Source organism: Pseudomonadota bacterium, from assembly GCA_037200975.1.
Lineage (GTDB): Bacteria > Pseudomonadota > Gammaproteobacteria > Steroidobacterales > Steroidobacteraceae > CADEED01.
This window is the reverse complement of the sequence record JBBCGI010000001.1, coordinates 3,775,888-3,799,273: the sequence shown is the minus strand read 5'-3', so window position 1 is coordinate 3,799,273 and position 23,386 is coordinate 3,775,888. Positions and strand designations below refer to the sequence as shown.

Sequence of the window (23,386 nt, the reverse complement as noted above, 5' to 3'; positions counted from 1 at the left end):
AAACTAGTGCTCACGGTTAAGAGACTCATGCGACACCGGACAAGCAATACCCGGTTTCCGCGCGATCGGATGCGCGAAACCTTCCCATAGCCCACTTAACAATGTCAACGAAACGCGCCGCCCTTTGAGACGCACATCCGGTTGACTGGACAGGCAAAAACGCCAAGGGAGCGTCGGCAACACGCGACATCGCGAGTACCGACGCTCCCTTGATCGATCGAAGCGAACTGCTAGACCGGGTTGCTGATCGTGCCGTTACAGATGGGCTCGAAGATCGTCAGCGCTTCACGCGAGGCGCTCGCACCCAGGCCATGCCGCGGGAAAAACGCGGGCTGGTCGAAGTTGTTCTGCTCGCCATGCAGCGCCATGTAATTGAGCAGCACGGTTTCGACCAGCAGGTTGACCGCGTTGGCCGCCGGACTGGAGGTGGTGACCACGTCGCCGGCCGCGTTGAACGAGCCGATCTGCCGGCGCGCCGCGCTCTTCAGCACCGGCCTGCCGCCGGGGCGGTACACCAGCACGAACGGGCACGCGGTCGACTGGTTGTCGCTCGCATAGTCGAGCTTGCCGCGTCCTTCGACGCTGTTGTTCACCACGCCGTTGGCCGACAGCGAACCGTCGCTGAACACGTAGATCATGAGCGGCTTGTTCTTGCGCGCGGCGTATTCGAGCGCCGCGCCGATGCAGCGGCCGGCGCGGAAATTGCGCGTCTCGGCCGTGTTGCGGCCCTGGCCGTGATAGTCGTAACCACCCATCGTCACGGTGCCCGCGCCCGCGTAGCCGCTGATCACCATCTTCATGATGGCCGCGGTCTTGCGGAATTCGTTGTCGGCGTTGTATTCCGCCTGCGTGAAGATGCTGTCCGCCTGGCCGACGATGAACGGGTCGACGTCGGGGTTGAGCGCCGCCTTGTCGCGGAACTGATCGGCGAGGTACGTCGACTTGACGTAGCCGCAGCGCACCAGCTCCTTGAGCGCGACGTCGTTGGCCGACAAGGAATTGGCGCCGAGCCTGGTCTTCGCCAGGTCCACTTTCACGTGGCCGAGGCGTGTCATCGATTCGAGCACGGCGACCGCGTCATCCGTGTTGCTGAACAAGGTACCGAGTTCGCCGGTATCGACGAGGCCGGTGACGTCGCTCGAACGGTCCACCTTGGTGGGGCGAGCCGCCGGATCCATCATCGCGATCGGCGCCATCGAGTTGCCGCCCGAGTCGGTGTTCTGCGAGCCGATCAACGTCAGCAGCTGCCCGTCCGCGCCGATGCGGTTGATGCCGTACATCGGGTTGTGCGGGTTGTTGCCGGTATCGTTTTCCGAACGCGCGGCGATCGGGAAGCCGTCGACCTTGGCGCGCGTGGCCACCTGGGTCGAACCCAGCATGCCGCGCAGGATGGCGCCGTCCGAGTGCCAGGGCGCGCCGAATTCCTCGTTGATGAAATCGGTCGTGGCGCTGGCCGGCGTCATGTTGCCGGGCAGACCCAGCTTCGCGTAACCCGCGGTTGAGAGGAAGTTGAGCGGATTGCCGCTCTGGCCCGCCAGGATTTCCGAGCCGGTCATCGCCGCGCCGCCCGCGAGGTCGAAGCAGATGAAGGGAATCTTGCCCGCACCGTCGGTGATGCCGCAGGCGTCCTTGAGTCCGCTCAGGTCCGGCGACAGCGCCGCGGCCTTGTTGGACATCAGGAGCGCGAGCAGCGATGGAGCCGCGACGATGGCGGGACCGGTGCGCAGACCCTGCGCAATGAAGTCGCGCCGCGTGCGCGGAGCCTTGTGGCTTTCGTGCCGGATAGGTTCATCGAGTCCCAGGGTACGGGGGCTCTGCTTTAGGATGTACATGACTCTCGTCTCCCTGATTACTGGATGAGCGTGCTGCCGCTGCCGAGCACGGCGCCGCACGCTGCTTTCATGACCGTACGACCGCCATTCGGGTCGGAGCCGGTAGGACCACTGACCAGGCGATTGACCAGGCCCGGGAAGTTGCTGTCGTTGGGCTGCTTGCCCGAGATTTCGTCCCGCACCTGCAGTGCGGTCGGCTGCGAGAGCAGTCCCGTACCGACGGCCTTGCTGACCAGCGCGTTCACGAGCGTGGCCCGGTTTGCGTTGGCGTTGTCGCCCACCGCACCGAACGCCGCCGTACCCGTGCCGGCGCCGGTCAGGCCGCCGAAGAAGTTACTGCGCAGTGTCGCGTCGTCGACCATCACGTTGCAGTACTGGATCGCGAGCTGCGCCAGCGCCGTCTGCTGCGCGGGGCCGAAGGCGCCGAGTTTCTCGATGGTGGGCAGCGCCTGCTTCACCGTCTGGAAGGTGTTCGACACCTTCGCGTTCGACTGCGGCACGCCGGTGATCACCGACAGCGTCGCATTGAGCTCGTCGAAGGTGCGCAGGCCGACATCCGCTTCCGGATCCGAATCGCCCGGCGGTGGCGGCTGCACGACGACGACCGGCGGCGGCGCATGCGTGCGCGTGCCGATCTTCTCGAAGGACAGGAAGAACAGGTCGTCGAGCACGCCCTTCTCGAGGCCGATGACCGTGCCGATGGGCGACATCTGCTCGCCGGTACTGGCGCTGTAGTTAGCTCCGACGTTCGCCGCGAGCGGCGAGTAGGCCTGACCGCCGTGGCGGTCCGAACCGTTCAAGCCGATGCGCACACCCTCGATGGCGAGGTTCGCGACCGAGGCGTTCGGATCGAGACTGATGAAGGTCGGCTTGGCGAACTGCAGGCCGAAGCTGTCGAGCTGGCTGGCCTCGAGCATCACGTACGCCTGCGGCACGTCGACCAGGTGGCTGACGTTGAACAACATGTAGTACTTCTCGCCGACACCGGCTTCGAAGTTCTGTTCGATCTGCGTCGCGGTCAGGGCGCGATTGTGGATCGCGACCAGGCGCAACACGCCTTCCCACTGACGGTTGGTCGAAGTCTCGTTGCCGAGCACCAGTGCGAAGGTGTCGTCCCAGTCGGCGAGCGAGCCGCCACCCTGGGCATCGACATCACCGGTGTAGATGCCGTTGACGTAGATGCGACGGCCTTCGACCGGGCTGTACGTCAGGACCACGTGCTGCAACGCGGCCTGCGCGTCCATGTCGGCGGCGCGCGTGAGCAGCACCGGGGTGCCGTTGTTGGTGGTCTTGCCACCGCCCACGCGCGTATACGCTTCGTACTGGTACATGCGCTGCGCGAGCGTGACGTTGCGCGCGTTGGCGCCCGCCGAGTAGCTCACGATGAAGGCGTTTTCCTGGGCGACGTTGGCGTTGTTGACCCACGCCTCGATCGAGAATTCGCCGGTCGACTTGATGAGGTCGGCGAGTTTCTTCGACGCGGCCGAAGTGCCCTGCGCCTTGCCACCCGGCTTCACGTTGATGCCCCAGCCGCCAACCCAGTCGACGGCGCCGGAGATCGTGAGATTCAGCGCCGGCTCGTGGCCGCTGGTGTCATAGATGATGTTGCCCATGCCGGTCTTGAACTCGTATTTGGCAATAGTCGCCGCTTCGTAGCGGTTGCCACCGGCGGCCACGGTGCCGTCGTACAAGGTCAGGCCCTTGGAGATGAGCAGATCCGCCGGGACTTCCGTCACCGGAATGCGGTCGGCGAAATTGTTGATGGCATCGAGCATGGTCTGCGCATTGGCCGCGCAACCCGCCGCGCCCCAGCAGTTGTGCGATTCGTCGCGCAGACGCACGACCAGCCGCGACTGATCGGGGTTGTCGAGATTGATCTTCGACTTGATGGCCGCGTACGCGGTGGCCGCATCGGCATCCGCAAAGAACGGCTGCTGCATCGTGGCCGAGCTCGAGGAATGGCAACGCACGCAATTGGCGGTACCCACATCGCGCACCAGGGCATACAGCGCCGAAGGCGGCGGACCCGCGAACGACGAGTTGTCGCTCGGCGGATTGACCGGCGAAGTCGGCGTCGCCGGGAACGATTTGCTGCCGCCCACTTCCTTGATGGCGGGCGCCTGCAGCTGGATCTGCGTGCCGCCCGTGGCACTGGAGCCGGCCCAGTTGCGGATCCACACGGTCAGCGTGTCGCCGCAGGCCGCGGGTGACTGCAACCAGCAGTTATGGCCGCCCGCCACTTTCAGCACCATGCGGGACTGATCGGGCTGCGTGAGATTCACGACGCCGTTGGCCGCCTGGTAGGCGAGGTTCACGTCGTCGTTGCGGGCGAACATCGGGGTCTGGCCACCGGCGTTGTGGCACGAGCCGCAACGGTTGTTAGCCTTGATGTTCTCCCACAGGTTGATGCGGAAGGCCTGCACGTCGGCGTTGGCCGAGGCGGGACCGGTGTAATCGGTGACCGGGGGCGCCGATGTGACCGGGTTTTCCGTGGTCGGCGCACCGCCGCTCGAACAGCCGGCCAGAACGGCGGCCGCCAGCGCGGCGCTGATCCAGCGGAGACTCTTTGACTGCATAAAGTTCATGTGTGTTTCCTCACTCGCCCATGCAGCGAACAGCGGCTTCGGCGAACACCGCTTTCAGGTGATGACCGTTGCCCAGGTAGAGAGTCTTCAAGGCTTCGACGTCCGCGCGGTCCGTCGCATTGCCCGGCGCACGGAAGCACACGGTCTTGTAGATCTTCTCGACCTGGCATTGAGCGAACGCATCGCTGTTGGCGAGCTCCTGACCCATGGACTTGGCGCCATCACCCGAACCGGGTAACGCGGTGTTCCAGCCCAGCAGCGAGTTCTGGCCCTTGCGCCAGCGGTTTTCCCACTTGGCATCGGGAGTGCGGAAACCCGGCGCAAAGTTGGTGTCGTTGTTGAAGTACTTCGGCTGCACGACGCCCGGCGTGTACACCAGCCGCATCGTGCCCGGCGCTTCCGCCGTGCCGTTGTCGAAGTCGTAGAACGCGAAGGCGCGCGACAGCGGATCCATGCCGCTGTGACAGCCGATGCAGTTGTTGAGGAAGATGCGGCTGTCGCCACCGGGCGAGCGGCTCACGTCCTGGCGGATCATGTCCGGCGGCAGCGAGGTGTCGTGCACCTGCTCCATGTCGCGGCACATGTGGTTGATCATGGTGAAGCGGAACATCGCGCGGTTCGTGCCGTCGATGAAGAAGGCTTCGGAGGCGGCGCGCGAGGTCAGGAAACCCGCGGTGGCGTCTTCCGGAATTCCCTGCACGGTCGATTGCTTGCCAGACTGCAGCGCGGTGAACAGATTCATCTGGTTCGCTTCCGCGTTGGCGTAGTGATCGTTGCTCGCGGCCGAGGCCGCCGGCGTCGAGCCCATCACGGTATAGGTCAGGTCGGCAGAGAGTGCGGTGCTGAAATCGGCATCGTCACGCACCATGCCGATGAAGGTGGCCACGTAATCGTTGAGCGGCGCGAACACCGTCTGGTCGCGGTTCGTCCACGGCACCGCCATGTTCTTCAACGTGACGTTGTAGAAGGAAGGCGCCTGGGTCGCGAGGTCGGCGGCGGCCCGGGCGTTTCCGCCGGCCACCAGCGCTTCCATCGCGTTGAGGGTCGCTTCGCTCGGCGGTACGCCCGCGATGCGATCGTGAATGCGCTTCGCCTTGTCGCGATCGTTCGCCGCCGCGGCGATCGCCACGACTGCGAGCAGACACGCGAGAGCGACCTGTTTCGAACTTGAAACCTTTGGGGTCTTCATATTGCTCATCCACATCCCTTTTGACGGAGGCAGTATCCCTCCCCCCGTGTCGACACTTGTTTGTCTCCGCTCCTGTACGTCTCCAAGCGGCGACAGCACCATTTATTACGTACTTCCTTTAGCCTTCTGCCCCAGGACTGCGAACCACGTCACGCCGTAAGCCTGCCTGCGGCCCTAACTACAACAGTCGACAAGAGAACCGCGTTGTCGGACTGGTTGCTGTGACGGCGTCGGCAGATCGTAGTGGCCTCAAGCGGGATGATTGCATTACGTCACATGCCTGTGCGGCAATGCACATGCAGTGACAGTGGAGGACGCAGTGAATCGACCTTTTCAAAACGCGAACCGGATCACGTTCGGCAACCTCGCCACGAGCCTGGTGATCGGCGTCTGCGGCTTGTTGGCGGCGTGCACGGAAGGTCCGGGCGGCGGCGGCATCGGCATCGGCAATGGCCAGGACCCGGATCCGGCCACCGTCGATTTCCCCATTTTCTACATCCGGCACCAGGTGCCGGAGGATCAGGACAACGTCACCCGCGTGCGCCCGTTCGTCGAAGACGACGACTACAGCGCCACGCTGTGGAAGCGCGACCGCGCCTCCCCCGGCTCGCCCGAGGTGGAGCTCACCGCGCGGCTGCGCGTCGAGCCGCTGGGTGAGCCCGAGGATCGCTACGACATCAAGGATCTTTCCGTCGCGCCCGACGGCCTGCACGTGGCGTTCGCCATGCGCGGCCCGCTGGACGACGCCGACGATGAAGACGAACCGCCGACCTGGAACATCTGGGAATACAACATCGAGACCGACACGCTGCACCGCGTGATCACCTCGGACATCATCGAGGAAGAAGGCCAGGACGTGGCTCCCGCCTATCTACCGGACGGTCGCATCCTGTTTTCCTCCACGCGCCAGCGCCAGTCGAAGGCCATCCTGCTCGACGAAGGCAAGTCGCAGTTCGAGGCGGCCACCGAAGCGCGCAACGAATCCGCGTTCGTGCTGCACGTGATGAACGCCGACGGCACGGGCATCCACCAGATCACGTTCAACCCCTCGAGCGACCTCTACAGCACCGTGCTGCAGAACGGCCGGGTGTTGTTCACGCGCTGGGACAGGGCCCCGGGCCGCAACGGCTTGCACCTGTACACCACGAATCCCGACGGCACGGACACGCAGCTCTACTACGGCGCGGTCTCACACAACACGGGCAATGACGGCGTCGTCCACACCGCCGCCAACCCGAACACCACCAACGTGGAGTTCATGCGCGCGCGCGAGATGAGCGATGGCCGCATCATGGTGCTGACCCGCGATCGGACCGACGTCGATTTCGGCGGTGCGCTCACCATCATCGACGGCAACCGGTTCGTCGAGAACAACCAGCCCCTGCTCGCCAGCGCCGGCATGCCCGGCCCCGCGCAGCAGCCGGCGACGCTCAATGACGTGCGTACCGTCGAGGGTCCCTCGCCCGGCGGACGCTTCGAGTCCGGCTTTCCGCTGTGGGACGGCTCGGGCCGCATCCTCGTGAGCTGGACGCAGTGCCGCCTGTTCGCCGAAGCCGATCCGACCCGCATCATTCCCTGCACTTCGCCCGATGCGGCCACGCCGCCGGTCACCGCGCCGCCGCTGTACAGCATCTGGATGTTCGATCCGGCGCAGAACACCATCCTGCCGGTCATGGCACCCGTCGAAGGCGTCATGGTCACCGAAGCCGTGGCCGCGCAGCCGCGCGTGCCGCTGCCCGCCGTGATTCTCGACAAGCAGGCGCCGGCCGATCTCAATGCCGACCTCGTCGCCGAAGGTGCGGGACTGCTTTCCATCCGCAGCGTCTACGACTTCATGGGAATCGACACCGCGCGTCTCACCAACAACGCGCCGAGCACGATTCAGAATCTGTCGAACGCGACGAACATCCCAGCCACTTCGCGCCTCGTCCGTTTCATCCGCATCGAGAAGCCGGTCTCTCTGCCCGACGACGACGACATCGCGGACCCTGACAACTCCGCCTTTGGTCCGAGCGGTGTGATGCGCGAGATCGTGGCGTACGCGCCGGTGGAGCCGGATGGCTCGGTGCGCATGAAGGTGCCCGCGAACATCGCGTTCCAGCTGAGTCTGCTCGACGTGAACGGGCGGCGCATCAACGCGATGAACAACCGGGAAATCCTGCATCGCGCCTGGCTCAGTGTGCGGCCGGGTGAAGTCCTCGAGTGCAACGGGTGCCATACGCGCACGCTGCCCGCAGGTTCGCCCGCAGGCACCGCACCGCCAGTACACGGGCGCAAGGGCTTGTTCGACTCCGCTTATGCCGGCGCCGCAAACACCGGCGAGGCGTTCCCGGGCACCGTGGCCACGATCTCTCCCGAGATCGGCGACACGATGGCACGGGCTCGCTCACGCGCGGGTTCGTCGTGCATCGACGCGACGACGATGACCGAACACTGCGGCCTGCAGTCGATCACGCCGAGCGCGAACGTCGTCTACGACGAGATCTGGAAACCGTCGCCGCTGCCAACGGAGTCGTTCGCCTACAGCTATCAATTCCTGTCGACCGCTCTGCCGACGAATCCGGGGTGTTTCCCGGTGTGGAGCCCGACCTGCCGCATCACCATTCACTACGCGACGATCGGAACTCGCCCGGGCCACATTCACCCGCTGTGGTCGGTGCCGCGTCCGCTCGGCGGCGTCGATGATGGAACGGGCAACGTCACTTTCCCGAAGACCTGCACGGTCTGCCACAACCGGCTGGATGCAGCCAATGCGCCGCAGTTGCCCGCGGCTTCTCTCGAGCTGACGGATGAGCCTTCGGACGAAGACGCGATGCAATTGCGCGCCTATCGCCAGCTGCTGTTCGCCCGCCCCGAGCTCTTCCTCGATGCCGGTGCCGTCGTCCCCCGACTCGTGCCGCTGGTCGAGGACGGTGTCCCGGTCGTCGACGACAACGGCAACCCGGTTCTCGTGGCCGAGACACTCACACCGCCCATGGCACAAGGCAATGCACGCGGCTCGCGGTTTTTCACCGTGATGAACAATGCGACGCATGCAGGTATGCTCTCGACCGCAGAATTGCGCTTGCTTTCGGAGTGGCTGGATATTGGAGCCCAGTATTACAACGATCCGTTCCCGCCGACTCCGCAGAACTAGTCTTGGCTTCGTCGTCCTCGCGTGTTTTCTCTCGGTCGCAGCGCTAGCGAAACAGACCGAAGCAGAAAAGGCCGCCAAGGAAGCAGCGGCCCAGGAAAAACTGCTGCAGGTGTTCGTCAGCGAGCCCTATCTCGAGCTGTCGACGGGACCCGGGCGCGGCTACCCCGTATTCCACGTGGTCGAGCGCGAGGCCTCGGTCGACGTGCTCTATCGGCGCACTGACTGGTTCAAGGTGCGCACCGAACAGGGTGTCGAAGGCTACGCGCGCGCGCGCGACATGCGCCGCACCAAACTCGCCGACGGCACGCCCTTCGTCTTCAATCTCGGCGACATGGCGGGCTTCACGACGCACGACTGGGGGATCGGCATCGGCGGCGGCAACTACGGCGGCGCCAGCCTCATCAATGCCTACGGCGCGTATTCGCTGACCGACAACATGAAGGTCGAAATCACGCTGTCGCAGTTCCTCGGCAACTTCTCGAACGGCTACAAGGCCGAAGCCGGCATCACCCACGTCATGTTTCCGGAGTGGCGCATCTCGCCGTTCCTCGAGCTCGGCACCGGCATCGTGTACGTGGAGCCGCGCGCAACGATTGTTCTGCCCGAAGACCGCACCGACCAGACCGCCTATGCGGGCGCGGGTATTCGCATGTATCTCACCCGGCGCTTTTTCCTGCGCGCCGATTATCGCTGGCATACGGTTTTCACGAGCCGCGATGACAACCAGGAGTTGGAAGAATGGAAAGTCCTAATCGCCTGCTTCTTCTAACCACTGCGCTGTGCGCGACGCTGCTGCTCTCGGGCTGCTCGTTGCTGCGCTGGCCGTGGTCCGGGAAGAACAAGAACGTCGAACAGCAGCAGACCGAGGAACAGGCTGCCGCGGAGGAAGAGGCTGAAGACGCCGATGCCACGCCGCCGCGTGTCATCGAGCCGAACGTTGCGCGTCGCAAGATCAAGACACCCAAGATCGACAACGAGAACTGGGAAATCGGCGGCGGCGCCGGTTTCGTTTCGATAGAGGACTTCGGCACCAGCTCCACCTACGCCGGGCAGATTTCCTACCATGTGACAGAAGATTTCTTTTTCCGGGCCGACGTAGGGCAATCCACGGCCGGAAAGACCAGTTTCGAGACGCTGGGTGGCGACATCGAGCTTCTGACCGGAAATCAGAGACGCTTCACGTATTACAGCCTCTCCTTGGGCTACAACTTCCTCCCAGGCGAGGTCTATCTCGGTCGCAAACTCGCCATGAACAGTGGTTTCTACACTTTGGTGGGTATCGGTAGCGTGAAGTTCGCCGGCGACAACCGGCTGACGGTAAATCTGGGCGCGGGATTCCGCGTGCTGCCGACCGACTGGCTGGCCATTCATATCGGAGTCCAGGACCGCGTGTTCAACTCCGACTTGTTAGGCGAGGACAAGGTCACCAACAACATAGAGATGCTGCTCAGCGCGACCGTCTTCTTCTGACGGAGTGAGCCTTATGTCGGTACGCACAGTGAAGGGATTTACAAAGGGGCTGGCGCTTGCGGCCGCATTCGTGTTGCCCGCGTTCGCCGCCACGTCTTCCGGTCCCGCGCCGGCCTTCCAGCTCTCGGGTCGCGGCGGCAAGGCCATCGACCTCACGCAGTTCAAGGGCCAGGTCGTGATGATCAATTTCTGGGCCACGTGGTGCGGCCCGTGCCGGCAGGAAATGCCGCTGCTCGAGGACATCTACAAGAAGTACAAACCCATGGGCTTCACGCTGCTCGGCGTCAACGTCGAGCCGGATTCGAAAGGCGCCGAGGCGTGGCTTTCGAAACAGAAGCCGGTGAGTTTCCCGATCGCTTTCGACACCGAGAGCAAGGTCAGCAAGATGTACAACGTGGCCGGCATGCCGAGCACCGTGTTCGTCGATCGCAAAGGCAACATCCGCATCATGCACAAGGGCTACAAGCCCGGTGACGAGAATCTGTACCTGACGCAGATCCGCTCGATGCTGAAAGAATAGTAAGGAGTGAAGACCATGTTCATCCGCGGTTTGTTTGTTCTGTCCCTCGCCGTCGTGTCGGTGGGCTGCAGCTCGATCGAGCCGTGGGTGAAACCTTACGATCGCGAGAACCTCGCCGATCCGATCATGGCCTTCACTCGCGCGCCGATCTCGCAGGACTTCCTCGATCACGTGTTCGAGTCGCGCGAAGGTTCGCGCGGCGCCACCGGCGGTTCCGGTGGCGGTTGCGGCTGTAACTAGTACCAGTAGTTAGTGAGCCGCTTCATGTCCAGCAAAACACACCCAGGTCTCGCCCGATTCGTCATAACCTGCCTCGCCCTGACCGGCGTCGCAGGCGTCTGCGTCGCGGGCGTATTACCCGAGGACCGCGCCGACCTGCTCTACTTCCGTTACGAAGGCGGCGGCGTCACGATCTCCGGCCCCTCGATGCTGGTGCAGAAGAGCATCGGCGAACACGTCTCGCTCTCGGCCAACTACTACATCGACATGGTGTCGTCGGCCTCGGTGGACGTCGAGACTTCGGCCAGCCCGTACGAAGACGAGCGCACGCAGTCGAGCCTGTCGGCGTCGTTCCTGCTCGGCAAGTCCACCTACAGCGTCGGCTACGTCAACAGCGACGAGAGCGACTACCAGGCCAAGACGCTGATCATGGGCGTCAGCCACGACATGTTCGGCGACCTCACCACCATTTCGTTCGGTTACAAGGAAGGCAAGAACGACGTCTTCCGCAACGTGAAGATCGACGACGTGAAGGTCAACGATCCGAATTTCGAAGAACACATGGAGTCGAAGGGTTACACCGTCGGCATCTCGCAGATCGTCACCAAGAACCTGCTGCTCTCCGGCCAGTTCGAGGTGGTGACGGACGAAGGCTTCCTGCGCAGCCCGTATCGCTCGGTGCGTTTCTTCGTCGATCCGTTCAACCAGGGACGCCAGGACGAGATCTACCCGAATACGCGTTCGAGCAACGCCGCGTCCATCCGTGCGAAATACTTCCTGCCGTATCGCGCCGCCATCGACGGCATGTACCGCTTCTACACGGACACCTGGGGCGTCATCGGCCACACCGGCGAGCTCGGCTACGTGCACCCGCTCGACCTGCCGCATTTCGGCGGCCAGTGGATCTTCGAAACCCGCGTGCGTTACTACACGCAGACCGCCGCGGATTTCTACCAGGATATTTTCCCGCGTGCGGATTTCAGCAACTTCATGGCGCGCGACAAAGAGCTGGCAACCTACAACGCGATTACCGCGGGCCTCACGGCGACCTACGAGTTCAAGATCGAGCGGTTCCCGTGGCTGTCCAAGGGCTCGCTCAACCTGCGCTACGACTACATGACGGTCAACTACGACAACTTCCGCGACGCGCGCTACAGCCTCGGCAGCTTCGGCGAGTTGCCGGAAGAGCCGCTCGCACCGGGCACCGAGCCGCTGTACAAGCTCAACGCGAACATCTTCCAGTTCTACATCTCAGCGTTCTTTTAGATGGAGCACGGAGCCGCGGAGCCAATGCCCCACGGGGCCTTGCAGGTGTCATCGCTGCGCTGCTTTGCGTGCGAGCTCGCACACGATCCCCGCGTCCTGCAAAGTGTTTGCCGGGCTTGCGGTCAGCCACTGCGCGTCGACTACGATCTCGGATCTATCCGCTTGTCACGCGCGGATTTGCGCGACCGGCCCGCCACTCTGTGGCGATATCGCGAAGTGCTGCCGCTGGCCGCGGAATACGCGGTCAGTCTCGATGAAGGCTTTACCCCACTGCTGAAGGTCTCCGAGCGGGTCTGGGTCAAGGACGAGGCGCGCAATCCCACGGCGTCGTTCAAGGCGCGCGGCATGACGACCGCGGTATCGATGGCCCGCTACCTCGGCGCCAAAGCCTTGTCGGCTCCGTCGGCGGGCAACGCGGCCGGCGCGCTGGCCGCGTATGGCGCACGTGCCGGCCTTCCCGTGACCGTCGCGATGCCCATCGATACGCCGGCGCCGTTCTTCGCGGAATGCGAGCTGTATGGCGCCACCGTCCATCGCGTCACAGGCACGATCTCCGATGCCGGCAAGCTGCTGCGCGAACTCGCACTCCCCCACACCGTCGACGTTTCAACGCTGCGGGAGCCCTATCGCATCGAGGGCAAGAAGACGATGGCGTACGAGCTGGTCGAACAATTCGACGGCGAGATTCCCGATGTCATTCTCTATCCAACCGGCGGCGGCACCGGACTGATCGGCATGTGGAAGGCATTCGGTGAGCTCGAAGCCCTCGGCTGGATCCCGCGCGGCCGCAGACCGCGCTTTGTGTCCGTGCAGGCAGACGGTTGCGCACCGGTGGTCAAGGCATTTCACGCCGGCGCGGAGCGCACCGAGCCGTGGCCCGACGCGACCACGTTTGCCTACGGCCTGCGCGTGCCCGCGCCGCTGGGCGGCGCGCTTTGCCTGCGCGCACTGCGCGAAACGAACGGCACCGCCATTGCGATTGGCGAGGAGGAGATCGAAGCCGCCACGCGCAGCCTTGCGGCGCATTCGGGACTCGATATCTGTCCGGAAGGTGGCGCCGCGTGGGCGGCGCTGACGCGCTTGCGATCAGATGGCTGGATCGGCGCTGACGAGACCGTGGTTGTCTTCAACACCGGCAGCGGGTTGAAGTATCGATGAAGCAAGCGGCTGATCGATCAGCCCGCCCGCTTCGCCAGTGCCACGCTCTTCGCCTCGATCTGTCCGAGCAGCGACTTCCACGACTTCATGAACGAATCCGCGCCCGCACGCTGCAGATCCGCGGCCAGCGCATCCTCGTCGATGCCGTGAGCGGCGAACGCGGCTAACAACTTTTTCGCTTCGCCACCGTCCCGCGGCAGCGCCGCGCCGACCGCGCCGTGTTCGGCGAACGCGATCAAGGTCTGCTCCGGCATGGTGTTGATGGTGTCGGGCGCCGCGAGCGCCTCCACGTAGAACGTATCCCTGGCTTTTGGATCCTTGGTGCCGGTGCTGGCCCACAGCAGCCGCTGCATGAGCGCACCCGCATCGCGCAATTTTTTCCAGCGCGCGGAATCCTGCAGCTCGCAGTACGCCTGGTAGGTATGCAGGCCCACGGCCACGCCGAGTTTGTTGCGCAGCTCGGCGGGCACCTTGTCCTGCACGGCGACATCCCAGCGGCTGACGAAGACGGATGCCACGGACGCCACCCGCGGATCGAGACCCGCCTCGATGCGCCGCTCGATGCCGCGCAGGTAGGCCTCGGCGGCACGCAGGTATTGCCGGCGCGAAAACAGCAGCGTGACGTTCACGGGAATACCGGCGTAGATCGATTCCTCGATGGCCGTGGCACCGGCCTCCGTGCCGGGAATCTTGATGAAGAGGTTCGGCCGCCTGGCGCGCGCGAACAGTTCCTTGGCCGCCTTGACGCTGCCATCGGAATCGTCCGCCAGCAGCGGCGACAATTCCAGCGACACCCAGCCGTCGACGCCGCCGGTCGCATCGTGCACCGCGCGGAACAGATCCGCCGCCTGCGTGAGGTCTTCGAGCGCAAGGTCGTAGAACAGGTCTTCGCCGCTGAGCCCGGCGCCGACCTTCTCGCGGATCGCGGCGTCGTAGGAATTCGCGGCCTTGATCGCATTGTCGAAAATCGTGGGGTTCGACGTGAGGCCCGTGACGGAGAAGTCCCGGATGTATTCGCGCAGCTTGCCGCTGGTGAGCAGCGCGCGCGTGATGTTGTCGAGCCAGATGCTCTGGCCGAGATCGTGCAGTTCCTGAGTGGCTCGCATGTCGTCTCCGTTTGGCAATTCGCGGGCTGGGGAAGCGGCGATATTTGCTGCCTCCACAGCATGACCGTCAAGTGCCGCAGCTGTCATTACACGCGCGTCACGATGTCCGCCCTGGACTACACGGATCGCCTGCCGGCCCGCCGCGACGGGCGGCTGCTATTCCGGCGCGGCCAGTCCCTTCGAGTAAAAAACCCGGCCGTCGGGCGAGACGGCCACCGCGTCCACATCGCTCAGGGTGTCGATGAACTTGATGCCCTCTTCCGGCCCCATGATGAAGACGCTCTTTGTTAGCGCGTCGGTGCGCGTCGCGTTCCCGCTGATGATCGTGACGCTGCGGCACTTGCGCGCCGAGTCGCCGGTCTTGGGGTCGATGATGTGGTGGAACCGCTTGCCGTCCTCGTCGAAGTACCGCTCGTAGTCCCCCGAGGTCGAGAACGCGGTGTTCTCGAGCGGCATGCGCAGGAAGGTCTTGCCCTCGTGATCCGGATCGCGGATGCCGACCACCCACGGCTTGCCGAACCGATCGCCGATGATGCGGGTATCGCCCCCGGCATTCACCATCGCGCGCGTGATGCCCTGCTTCTCGAGGATCTCGATACCGCGGTCGACCGAGTATCCCTTGGCGATACCGCCCAGATCGATCCGCATGCCGGGCCGCGTGAAGTAGACAGTGGTCTTCTTCGCGTCGAGCTTCATGTGCCGCCAGTTGATGCCCGGCAACGCCTTGTCGATGGCCTTCTGGTCCGGGTGAACGCCTTTCTTGAAATCGTATAGATAGCCCACGCTGGCGTAGGTGATGTCGAAGGCGCCCTGCGTGAGCTCGGAGTACTGCACCGAGGTCACCAGCAGGTCGAACAGTTCCTTGCTGATCTTCACGGGATGTCTGGACGCCTCGCGGTTCACCTTGGAGATTTCCGTGTCCTCCTTCCAGGTGCTCATGAGGCGATCGATGCGCTTCATGTCGTCAAAAACCGACGTTATCGCGGCCTCACCGGCGGCCTTGTCCTCGCTCCAGAGCTCCACGGCGCAGCGTGTGCCCATGATCGCCTCGCTACGCGTCATCCATTCGGCATGTGCGAGGTCAGGCGCCAGCATCAGGCCAAACACGAGGCGGAACCCGATTGCGCGAATGCGGTCGAAAATGCATGTTGGGGTTTGCATGGTGGCGATTATGCCGCATGCGTTAAGCTCCCGGCCCAGCTTGCTATCGAGGACCACCGATGAAAAAACTTCTCCTCACCTTGTTTGCGACTGCCATCGGTGCCACGTGCACCATCCAACCCGCATTTGCGAGCGCGCGCGAAGAAGCACGGCTCATCGAAGCTTCCGGCGTACTCGAAGAATTATTCGCCCAGCGTGACACCTCCATCCCCGATCGCCTCATGGCGCGCGCCTATGGCATCGCCGTCATCCCGAATGTAGTCAAGGTCGCCGCGGTAGTCGGCGGCCGGCGCGGTTCCGGCGCCATGGTCGTGCGCGATGCCAACGGCCGCTTCACCGATCCGATCATGGTCTCCATCACCGGCGGCAATGTCGGCTGGCAGATCGGCGTCCAATCCACCGACATCGTGCTGGTGTTCACCTCGCGGCAGGGCATCGAAGGCATCACCGACGGCAAGCTCACGCTCGGCGCGGATGCGTCCGTCGCGGCGGGCCCGGTCGGCCGCGCGGCCTCGGCCGGCACGGATCAAACCTTCACCGCCGAGGTGTATTCCTACTCGCGCAACCGCGGCCTGTTCGCCGGCGTCTCGCTCGACGGCAGCATCATCTCCATCGACAGCAAATCGAACCGTGGCCTGTACGGCAAGACGGCGACCGCCGCCGACATCATTGCGCGCAAGGTGACCACCGACGCCGATTCGGCCAAACGCTTCGAGCGGGCCATCCAGAACAGCACGGGCCGCAGTACGGTGGCGGGCAGCACACCCAGCAATGCCAAGGTCGCGCCGGACTCGGCCGCACCCGCCCCGGCAGATGCCGGCGCGGCACCGGCCGGTGCCACCACCTTCCCGATGGAAGACGCCCAGCCGGGCGCCGAACCACCGAAGTAGGTCCCGAATACGGGCGGTGTGACCCGGTGCATGCCGCCCGCCTTTCCGTTTCGGCCATACTCGCCTCATGTTCGCGCCCCGCAATCTCAAGCTACTGACGGTGCTGCTGTGCGCAGCCCTCTTCGTGCTGCGCATCGGCGGAACGCATCTGCATCTGTGCTTCGACGGCAGCGAAGCGCCCGTCAGTCTGCATGCCACGGATTCCGGCGTGCATCACGGCGAAGCGGTGGCGAGCCTGCCGCATTCCGACCAGGACATCTCCGTGGGCGTCGAAGCGCTGGTCAAGAAGTCCTCCGCGGCGCTCGACCTGCTCGCGCTGACGTTCGCGTTCTCGCTGCTGCTGTTCTTCCTGCCGCGTTCGCGACACCTGCCGCCCGATTTTCTCTCTCCTCCCCGCCTCTCGCCCGCCCGCATCCGGCTGCGCCCGCCCCTGCGCGGCCCGCCGCGCTGACTTCCCGCGTCGATAGTTAGACGTAGCAACCGGCATGGCTTCCGTTGAAGCCGGCCGTGGGAGGCAACCATGGTTTTCTCGAAGGCATGCGCCCTGGGCGCATGCGTATTGTTGTTGGGCGGCGCCCGGGCGTTCGCGCTGGACGATCTCACGCTGGCGCGGGCGCTGGACACCGCGCTGGCGCGCAATCCGGAACTCGCCGCAAGCGCGTTCGAGCTGACGGCCGCGCAGGCCCGGCTCACGCAGGCGCGGTTGCGGCCCAATCCGGAGGTCTCGCTCGAGCTGGAAAACTTCGGCGGCGATGGCGCGCGACGTGGCACGGAGGCTCTCGAAACCACGCTGGTATTGAGCCAGGTGGTGGAGCTCGGCGGAAAACGCAGCGCACGCATGGCGGTGGCGGATTCCGGCTTCGAGCTCGCTGACATCGAGCGCCGCGCGCATCAGCTGGACCTGCTTGCCGAGACCACGCGCCGCTTCATCGACGCGGCCGCGGCGCGCGAGCGGCTGGTGTTCTCCCGCCAGGCGGCGCGGCTTGCGGCCGAATCGTTCAGCGCCATCAGCCAGCGCGTGGACGCGGCGCGTTCGCCGGTCGCGGAACGCAGCCGCGCCCGCATCGCGGTGACACGCGCGCAGATCGATCTGCGCCAGGCGGAACGTCTGGCCCGCAGTACGCGATACGAGCTCGCCGCCACCTTCGGCGACGCCGAACCGCAGTTCGCCGAAGTGAGCGCGGACCTCTACGGCTTTGCATCGAGCCTGCCCTTCAACGCCTGGTTCGAGAAGCTGGCGCGTAATCCCGAACTACTGCGGTTCGCCAGCGATACACGGCTGCGTGACGCGCAGTTGCGTCTGGCGCAGGCACAAGCCCGGCCCGACTTGAGTGTGAGCATCGGAGTGCGGCGCTTTCAGGACAGCGGCGATGCGGCACTGGTGGCCGCCGTCTCGATGCCCATGGCCTGGGGCAATCGCAACCAGGGCGCCATCGCCGAGGCCCGCGCGCAGCGCGCGCAATCCGGCGCCGAACAGGCGGCCGCGCTCAATCGTCTGCGGTCCACCTTGTTTGCCCTGCACAGCCAGGCGGAGGCGGCACGCGAAACCGCGCTGGCGCTGCGCGACGACGCGGTGCCGCAGGCGCGCGAGGCGCTCAGCCAGACGCAGGCCGGCTACGACGTCGGCCGCTTCTCGTTCCTGGAGCTGGCCAGCGCGCAAGCCGAACTACTCGAACTGCAGGGCGCCGCGATCGACGCGGCCGCCGATCATCACCGCCTGCGGGCGGAACTCGAACGCCTCACGGGAGAGGCCACCCCATGAAAACCATCTGCCTGTTGATTCTCGCGGCATCTCTCGCGGCCTGCTCCCGCGAACCAGCCGCGGCGCCCGATGCCGCGCCGGAACACGAGCCGGCGGAATCGCTCGAACACACCGGTCCGATCTCCGGCATCGAAACCGTGGCGGCGGGACCGCGGCCATTGCGCGTAAGCGTCTCGACATACGGCACGCTGGTGCTCAACGCCGAACGCACCCGCAACGTCTCGGCACGGTTCGCCGGGCTGGTGCGGTCGGTTACCAAGTCACCGGGCGACCCGGTCGCGGCCGGCGAGACCCTGGCACTGGTTGAAAGCAACGAAAGTCTGCAGGTGTACGCGGTCAAATCGCCGATCGCCGGCGTGCTCACCGCGCGTAACGTCAGCCCCGGCGAGACGGTCGAGTCACAGAGCCTGTTCACGGTCAGCGACCTATCTACCCTGTGGGCGGAGCTGGCGGTGTTTCCGCGCCAGCTGGCACGCGTGCGGAGAGGCCAGACCGTGCTGCTGCGCTCAGGCGATGGCGCACAAAGCGCGAGCGGCAAGATCAGCCACATCGCCCCCGTGAGCACCGGCGGCTCGCAGGCGATCATGGTCCGGGTACCCGTCGACAACTCCAGTGGTTCGTGGCGGCCGGGGCTCAACCTGTCTGCGGAAATCGTGGTCGCGGAAACCCTGGTGGCGGTCGCGGTGCAGGCAACGGCGCTGCAGACCGTCGACGGACAACGCGCGGTATTCGTGCCGCACGACGGCGGCTTCGCGCCGCGCCCCGTGCAGGAAGGCCTGAGCGACGACGCGTTCGTCGAGATCACGGCCGGCCTCGCGGCCGGCGAGCTGTACGTGCCGCGCGACAGTTTTCTCATCAAGGCCGAGCTCGAGAAAGCCGGCGCCGCGCACGAGCACTGACATGATCGACTCACTGCTCAAATTCTCCGTCGAGCGTCGCTGGCTGATCGTCGCGTTGACGGCGCTGGTCGCCTGCTTCGGCATCTACGACTACCAGCGCCTGCCCATCGACGCGGTGCCCGACATCACCAACGTCCAGGTGCAGATCAACGCCTCGGCGCAGGGATTCACCCCGCTCGAAGTCGAGCAGCGCATCACCGTGCCCGTGGAAACCGCGCTCGCCGGACTGCCGCAGCTCGAATACACGCGGTCGCTGTCGCGATATGGCCTTTCGCAGGTCACGGTCGTGTTCAAGGAGGGCACGGACATCTTCTTCGCGCGCCAGCTCGTCAATGAACGTATCGGGGCCGCCGCGGACGAACTACCGCCGGGAGTCGATGTCGCGATGGGGCCGGTCGCCACGGGACTCGGGGAAATTTTCCTCTACACCGTGCACGGCGACGGCTACGACGCGACCGAGCTGCGGACGCTGCAGGACTGGGTGATCAAGCCGCAGCTGCGGCAGGTGCCCGGCATCGCCGAGGTCAACAGCATCGGCGGCTACGCGAAACAGTTTCACGTGACGCCGGATCCGCAACGCCTGATGGCGCTGGGACTGTCCTTCGATGAACTGGCCGAAGCGCTCGAACACGGCAACACGAACTTCGGCGCGGGTTACATCGAACGCAATGGCGAAGAGCTGCTGGTGCGCGCGCCGGGCCAGGCCCGCGACGCGGCGGACCTCGCCAACCTCGTGATCACCAGCCGCGCCGGCCAGCCCGTGCGTGTCAGCGACGTGGCCGAGGTCGCGATCGGCCGGGAGCTGCGCACCGGCGCCGCGACGCGCGATGGCGCGGAGACCGTGCTCGGCACCGCCATCATGCTCACGGGCGAGAACAGCCGCACGGTGAGCCTGCGCGTCGCCGAAAAACTTGCGCAGATCAACCAGACGCTGCCACGCGGCGTGCGCGCCGAGACCGTGTACGACCGCACGGTGCTGGTGAACGCGGCCATCCGCACCGTGCAGACCAACCTGCTCGAGGGCGCGATCCTCGTCACGGTCGTCCTGCTGGTGTTGTTAGGGAACGTGCGCGCGGCGCTGTTGACGGCGCTGGTGATCCCGCTGTCGTTCCTCATGCTCATCAGCGGCATGGTCGCAAGCCGCGTCAGCGCCAACCTCATGTCGCTCGGCGCGCTCGACTTCGGCCTGATCGTCGATGCGGCGCTGATCGTGGTCGAAAACTGCCTGTTGCGGCTCGCGCAGGAGCAACAACGGCTGCGGCGCGTGCTCGACCGCCCGGAACGCCTGCGCACGGTGCTCAAAGCCACGCGGGAGGTGTGGAAGCCGAGCCTGGTCAGCGTGGCCGTCGTGGTCCTCGTCAATCTACCGTTGCTCGCGCTTTCGGGCGTGGAAGGCAAGATGTTCAAGCCGATGGCGTGGGCGGTCATCATCGCATTGCTGGCAGCGCTGGTCCTGTCGCTGACGTTCGTGCCTGCCGCCTGCGCGCTGCTGTTGAAAGGCCCGATCCGCGAACACGATGGGCGCGTGCTCGCCGCGGTGAAACGCGGCTATACACGCGCGCTCGACTACGCGTTGTCGCATCGCGGGCCCGTCCTCGGCGCGGCGCTCGGCGTAACGGTGCTGGCAGCGTTCGGCGCGACCCGCCTCGGCACGGAGTTCATTCCGCATCTCGACGAGGGCGATCTCGCCATTCAGTCGATGCGGATTCCGGGCACCAGTCTGTCGCAGTCGGTGCGCATGCAGGTCTCGCTCGAGCAGGCGCTGCTGAAAGTGCCCGAAGTGAAAACGGCATTCGCCCGCGTGGGTACGGCGGAAGTCGCCACGGACCCGATGCCGCCGAGCGTGTCCGACGGCGTGGTGATGCTCAAGCCCCGCTCGGCGTGGCCCGATCCCGGCAAATCCAGGCAACAACTGCTGGCCGAAGTGGAACGTGCGATCGCGGCCGTGCCCGGCAGCAACTACGAGGTGAGCCAGCCGATCCAGCTGCGTTTCAACGAGCTCATCTCGGGCGTGCGCTCCGATGTCGGCGTCAAACTCTACGGTGACGATCCGGCCATCCTGCTGGCGCAGGGACGGCGTATTGCCGCCGCGCTCGGCACCGTGCGCGGCGCCAGCGACGTGAAGGTCGAGCAGATCGCGGGTTTGCCGGTGCTCGAGATTTTGCCGCGCCGCGAAGCGCTGGCCCGCCACGGCATCCACCTGCGCGAACTGCAGGACGTCGTCGTGACTGCGGTCGGCGGCCGCGGCGCGGGCCACCTCTACGAAGGCGACCGGCGTTTCGAAGTGATCGTGCGGCTGCCCGAGGAGCAACGGTCACGCGTGTCTTCGCTCGAACAGCTGCCCGTGCGGCTCGCCGATGGCAGCGGCTTCGTGCCGCTGTCCGAGCTCGCGGAAATCCGCGAGACGATCGGCCCCAACCAGATCGGCCGCGAGAATGGCAAACGCCGGCTGGTGATTTCCGCCAACGTCGCGGGCCGCGACCTCGGTGGCTTCGTGCGCGATGCGCGCGCCGCGATCGAACGCGACATCAAACTACCGGCGGGATACTGGCTCGCGTACGGCGGCACGTTCGAGCAGCTGGAGTCGGCGTCGGCACGGCTGGTATTGCTGGTGCCGGTCACGCTCGCGCTGATCTTCGGCCTGCTGATCATGACCTTCGGCTCGGCGCGCGACGCATTGCTGGTGTTCAGCGGCGTGCCGCTGGCGCTGGCCGGCGGAGTCGCGGCGCTGGCGCTGCGCGGAATTCCGCTCTCGATCACCGCGGGGGTCGGGTTCATCACGTTGTCCGGCGTGGCGGTGCTCACGGGCGTCATCATGGTCACTGCATTTCGCGACCTGCTCAAGGCGGGACGTGGACTGGACGCTGCGATTCGCGAAGGCGCACAGCTGCGGTTGCGGCCGGTGCTGATGATCGGCCTGGTCGCCTCGCTCGGCTTCCTGCCGATGGCGCTCAACACGGGCACCGGGGCGGAGGTGCAGCGCCCGCTCGCGACCGTGGTGATCGGCGGCATTCTCTCGGCAACCCTGTTGAGCCTGTTCGTCTTGCCGGCTTTGTATCGCCTCGCGCATCGTGCGACGGCTCCGGTCGCGTCTGTGTAACATAACTCACTCTTCTATATACGTAGAACCCGGGGGACACATGCGCGAGCAATACATCGAGTGCCGCGACAGGCCATGCGGCGCGGGAAGGCTCGTCGAACGCAAGTCGCGCCGGCTCGCGGCCGAGACCTTACGGATTCACGGAACCGAAAGTGCAGGCCGAGGTACACACGCTGCATGGCTGCGACGAAGCCGGCGAGCGCCTTTCGACAAACGCTGAACGAGTTTTTCACCGCAGTCCTCAAATAGGCGGCTATCACGCGGCTTGCGTGATAGCGTCGTCACAGCCCAGTCGGGAGCGCAACGAATGAAGAAGTTTTCCGTCATCGTGCTCGTAGCCGCGAGCCTGCTGTTCGCGGGGTTTGCCGAAGCCGCGAAGCCCAAGAAGAGAACCCGCAATGCCAATCGCGTGGGTGCCTATGGCGCGCTGTTGATCGGCCAGGCGCGATTCAGCGGCGATCAATCGGCAGTCGAACAGGATCTGATCGATTTCTTCGAGAACCGCTCAGATCCCACGCGCAACATCTCCACCTCCTCCAAAACCGAGGACATCGGTTTCCAGGCAACGTTCGGATATCGCTTCAATCGTTACTTCGCCACCGAACTCGGGCTGGTGCAGTTCGGCGAGTTGTCGTCCACCGTGCGCGGCGAGGTCGACCAGGGCCAGGGCTTCATCCCCGCCAACGTCAAGTACGCATTCAATGTCGGCGGCCCGCTGATTTCCGTGGTGGGAATCCTGCCACTCGGCGAAAAGGCCGAGTTCTACGCGCGGCTCGGCTATCTATTCGCGAGCTCCGAGCGCGAGCTGTCCGCGCGGGTGGATGGCCAGAACGGCGGTGCCAACAGCGCGAAGGGAGATTCGCAGGAACCGGTGTATGGCGTGGGTTTTGCCTGGCATATCAATCAGGTTTACTCGATCCGCGCCGAGTATCAGAAGCTCGACGGCATCGGGCAGGAAGATCGCACCGGCACCGAGGATCTGGACGTCATCGGCCTCGGTTTCGTGGTCCGCTTCTGAGAAAAGGGGACATGCCTATTTAAAAAGGGGACAGATCTATTTTTTGGCGCCCGCCTCGCAAGCGGAAAATCGGTC

At 65.0% G+C, this 23,386-nt stretch carries 18 protein-coding genes; 13 read left to right on the top strand and 5 right to left on the bottom strand.

Translation table 11 applies throughout. The annotated features are described in order from the left end of the window. Window positions 1-230: 230 nt before the first annotated feature. The 3 genes from WDO72_17075 to WDO72_17065 are packed head-to-tail and all read right to left on the bottom strand — an operon-like array spanning window position 231 to window position 5,606. Entirely contained in the window at window positions 231-1,832 is a 1,602-nt protein-coding gene (locus tag WDO72_17075; protein ID MEJ0087388.1) for a hypothetical protein, read from the bottom strand. Window positions 1,833-1,849: 17 nt separating this feature from the next. After that, entirely contained in the window at window positions 1,850-4,417 is a 2,568-nt protein-coding gene (locus WDO72_17070; protein MEJ0087387.1) for a LamG domain-containing protein, read from the bottom strand. 10 nt (window positions 4,418-4,427) lie between these two features. Continuing rightward, the gene (locus WDO72_17065) at window positions 4,428-5,606 is read right to left on the bottom strand and encodes a hypothetical protein (GenBank protein MEJ0087386.1); all 1,179 of its coding nucleotides are present in this window, start codon (window positions 5,604-5,606) and stop codon (window positions 4,428-4,430) included. 319 nt (window positions 5,607-5,925) lie between these two features. On the opposite strand from WDO72_17065, the gene WDO72_17060 reads away from it, so the two are divergent. The 7 genes from WDO72_17060 (at window position 5,926) to WDO72_17030 (ending at window position 13,375) form a co-directional block, all read left to right on the top strand. Beyond that, window positions 5,926-8,742 (top strand): hypothetical protein, encoded by a 2,817-nt coding sequence (locus WDO72_17060; GenBank protein MEJ0087385.1) that lies wholly within the window; start codon window positions 5,926-5,928, stop codon window positions 8,740-8,742. Window positions 8,743-8,851: 109 nt separating this feature from the next. Continuing rightward, window positions 8,852-9,511, top strand: a complete 660-nt coding sequence (locus WDO72_17055) for an SH3 domain-containing protein (protein ID MEJ0087384.1) — start codon at window positions 8,852-8,854, stop codon at window positions 9,509-9,511. Beyond that, window positions 9,481-10,212 (top strand): outer membrane beta-barrel domain-containing protein, encoded by a 732-nt coding sequence (locus WDO72_17050; protein MEJ0087383.1) that lies wholly within the window; start codon window positions 9,481-9,483, stop codon window positions 10,210-10,212. Before WDO72_17055 ends, WDO72_17050 begins: the two co-directional genes overlap by 31 nt. A gap of 13 nt (window positions 10,213-10,225) precedes the next feature. After that, window positions 10,226-10,732: a TlpA disulfide reductase family protein gene (locus WDO72_17045; protein ID MEJ0087382.1), complete on the top strand. Its 507-nt coding sequence runs from the start codon at window positions 10,226-10,228 to the stop codon at window positions 10,730-10,732. A 15-nt stretch (window positions 10,733-10,747) separates the two neighbouring features. Continuing rightward, the gene (locus WDO72_17040; GenBank protein ID MEJ0087381.1) at window positions 10,748-10,972 is read left to right on the top strand and encodes a DUF4266 domain-containing protein; all 225 of its coding nucleotides are present in this window, start codon (window positions 10,748-10,750) and stop codon (window positions 10,970-10,972) included. Window positions 10,973-10,996: 24 nt separating this feature from the next. After that, the gene (locus tag WDO72_17035) at window positions 10,997-12,217 is read left to right on the top strand and encodes a DUF3570 domain-containing protein (protein ID MEJ0087380.1); all 1,221 of its coding nucleotides are present in this window, start codon (window positions 10,997-10,999) and stop codon (window positions 12,215-12,217) included. After that, a complete protein-coding gene (locus tag WDO72_17030; GenBank protein ID MEJ0087379.1) occupies window positions 12,218-13,375 on the top strand; it encodes a threonine synthase in 1,158 nt (385 codons plus the stop codon). A gap of 17 nt (window positions 13,376-13,392) precedes the next feature. On the opposite strand, the gene tal is transcribed toward WDO72_17030, so the two are convergent. Together tal and WDO72_17020 are read right to left on the bottom strand one after the other, a co-directional pair. Continuing rightward, a complete protein-coding gene (gene tal / locus WDO72_17025; protein ID MEJ0087378.1) occupies window positions 13,393-14,481 on the bottom strand; it encodes a transaldolase in 1,089 nt (362 codons plus the stop codon). 156 nt (window positions 14,482-14,637) lie between these two features. Further along, window positions 14,638-15,642, bottom strand: a complete 1,005-nt coding sequence (locus tag WDO72_17020) for an FAD:protein FMN transferase (GenBank protein MEJ0087377.1) — start codon at window positions 15,640-15,642, stop codon at window positions 14,638-14,640. Window positions 15,643-15,701: 59 nt separating this feature from the next. Between WDO72_17020 and WDO72_17015 the strand changes: the two genes are divergently transcribed. The 6 genes from WDO72_17015 (at window position 15,702) to WDO72_16990 (ending at window position 23,311) form a co-directional block, all read left to right on the top strand. Further along, window positions 15,702-16,532, top strand: coding sequence for a lipid-binding SYLF domain-containing protein (locus WDO72_17015; protein MEJ0087376.1), 831 nt, complete (start codon window positions 15,702-15,704; stop codon window positions 16,530-16,532). A 67-nt stretch (window positions 16,533-16,599) separates the two neighbouring features. Beyond that, window positions 16,600-16,983, top strand: coding sequence for a hypothetical protein (locus tag WDO72_17010; GenBank protein MEJ0087375.1), 384 nt, complete (start codon window positions 16,600-16,602; stop codon window positions 16,981-16,983). Window positions 16,984-17,052: 69 nt separating this feature from the next. Continuing rightward, window positions 17,053-18,294 carry a TolC family protein gene (locus WDO72_17005; GenBank protein ID MEJ0087374.1) on the top strand — a complete coding sequence of 414 codons (1,242 nt, stop codon included), beginning with the start codon at window positions 17,053-17,055 and terminating at the stop codon, window positions 18,292-18,294. Next, entirely contained in the window at window positions 18,291-19,193 is a 903-nt protein-coding gene (locus WDO72_17000; protein ID MEJ0087373.1) for an efflux RND transporter periplasmic adaptor subunit, read from the top strand. Before WDO72_17005 ends, WDO72_17000 begins: the two co-directional genes overlap by 4 nt. Window position 19,194: 1 nt before the next feature. Beyond that, window positions 19,195-22,293 (top strand): CusA/CzcA family heavy metal efflux RND transporter, encoded by a 3,099-nt coding sequence (locus tag WDO72_16995; protein MEJ0087372.1) that lies wholly within the window; start codon window positions 19,195-19,197, stop codon window positions 22,291-22,293. 307 nt (window positions 22,294-22,600) lie between these two features. Then, the gene (locus WDO72_16990; protein MEJ0087371.1) at window positions 22,601-23,311 is read left to right on the top strand and encodes an outer membrane beta-barrel protein; all 711 of its coding nucleotides are present in this window, start codon (window positions 22,601-22,603) and stop codon (window positions 23,309-23,311) included. Window positions 23,312-23,386: the final 75 nt, after the last annotated feature.

Coding starts and splice junctions, on each gene's coding strand:
- WDO72_17075 (MEJ0087388.1), bottom strand. CDS start 1,832: ATGTACATCCTAAAGCAGAGCCCCCGTACCCTGGGACTCGATGAACCT.
- WDO72_17070 (MEJ0087387.1), bottom strand. CDS start 4,417: ATGAACTTTATGCAGTCAAAGAGTCTCCGCTGGATCAGCGCCGCGCTG.
- WDO72_17065 (MEJ0087386.1), bottom strand. CDS start 5,606: ATGAAGACCCCAAAGGTTTCAAGTTCGAAACAGGTCGCTCTCGCGTGT.
- WDO72_17050 (MEJ0087383.1), top strand. CDS start 9,481: ATGGAAAGTCCTAATCGCCTGCTTCTTCTAACCACTGCGCTGTGCGCG.
- WDO72_17045 (MEJ0087382.1), top strand. CDS start 10,226: ATGTCGGTACGCACAGTGAAGGGATTTACAAAGGGGCTGGCGCTTGCG.
- WDO72_17040 (MEJ0087381.1), top strand. CDS start 10,748: ATGTTCATCCGCGGTTTGTTTGTTCTGTCCCTCGCCGTCGTGTCGGTG.
- WDO72_17035 (MEJ0087380.1), top strand. CDS start 10,997: ATGTCCAGCAAAACACACCCAGGTCTCGCCCGATTCGTCATAACCTGC.
- WDO72_17030 (MEJ0087379.1), top strand. CDS start 12,218: ATGGAGCACGGAGCCGCGGAGCCAATGCCCCACGGGGCCTTGCAGGTG.
- tal (MEJ0087378.1), bottom strand. CDS start 14,481: ATGCGAGCCACTCAGGAACTGCACGATCTCGGCCAGAGCATCTGGCTC.
- WDO72_17020 (MEJ0087377.1), bottom strand. CDS start 15,642: ATGCAAACCCCAACATGCATTTTCGACCGCATTCGCGCAATCGGGTTC.
- WDO72_17015 (MEJ0087376.1), top strand. CDS start 15,702: ATGAAAAAACTTCTCCTCACCTTGTTTGCGACTGCCATCGGTGCCACG.
- WDO72_17010 (MEJ0087375.1), top strand. CDS start 16,600: ATGTTCGCGCCCCGCAATCTCAAGCTACTGACGGTGCTGCTGTGCGCA.
- WDO72_17005 (MEJ0087374.1), top strand. CDS start 17,053: ATGGTTTTCTCGAAGGCATGCGCCCTGGGCGCATGCGTATTGTTGTTG.
- WDO72_17000 (MEJ0087373.1), top strand. CDS start 18,291: ATGAAAACCATCTGCCTGTTGATTCTCGCGGCATCTCTCGCGGCCTGC.
- WDO72_16995 (MEJ0087372.1), top strand. CDS start 19,195: ATGATCGACTCACTGCTCAAATTCTCCGTCGAGCGTCGCTGGCTGATC.
- WDO72_16990 (MEJ0087371.1), top strand. CDS start 22,601: ATGAAGAAGTTTTCCGTCATCGTGCTCGTAGCCGCGAGCCTGCTGTTC.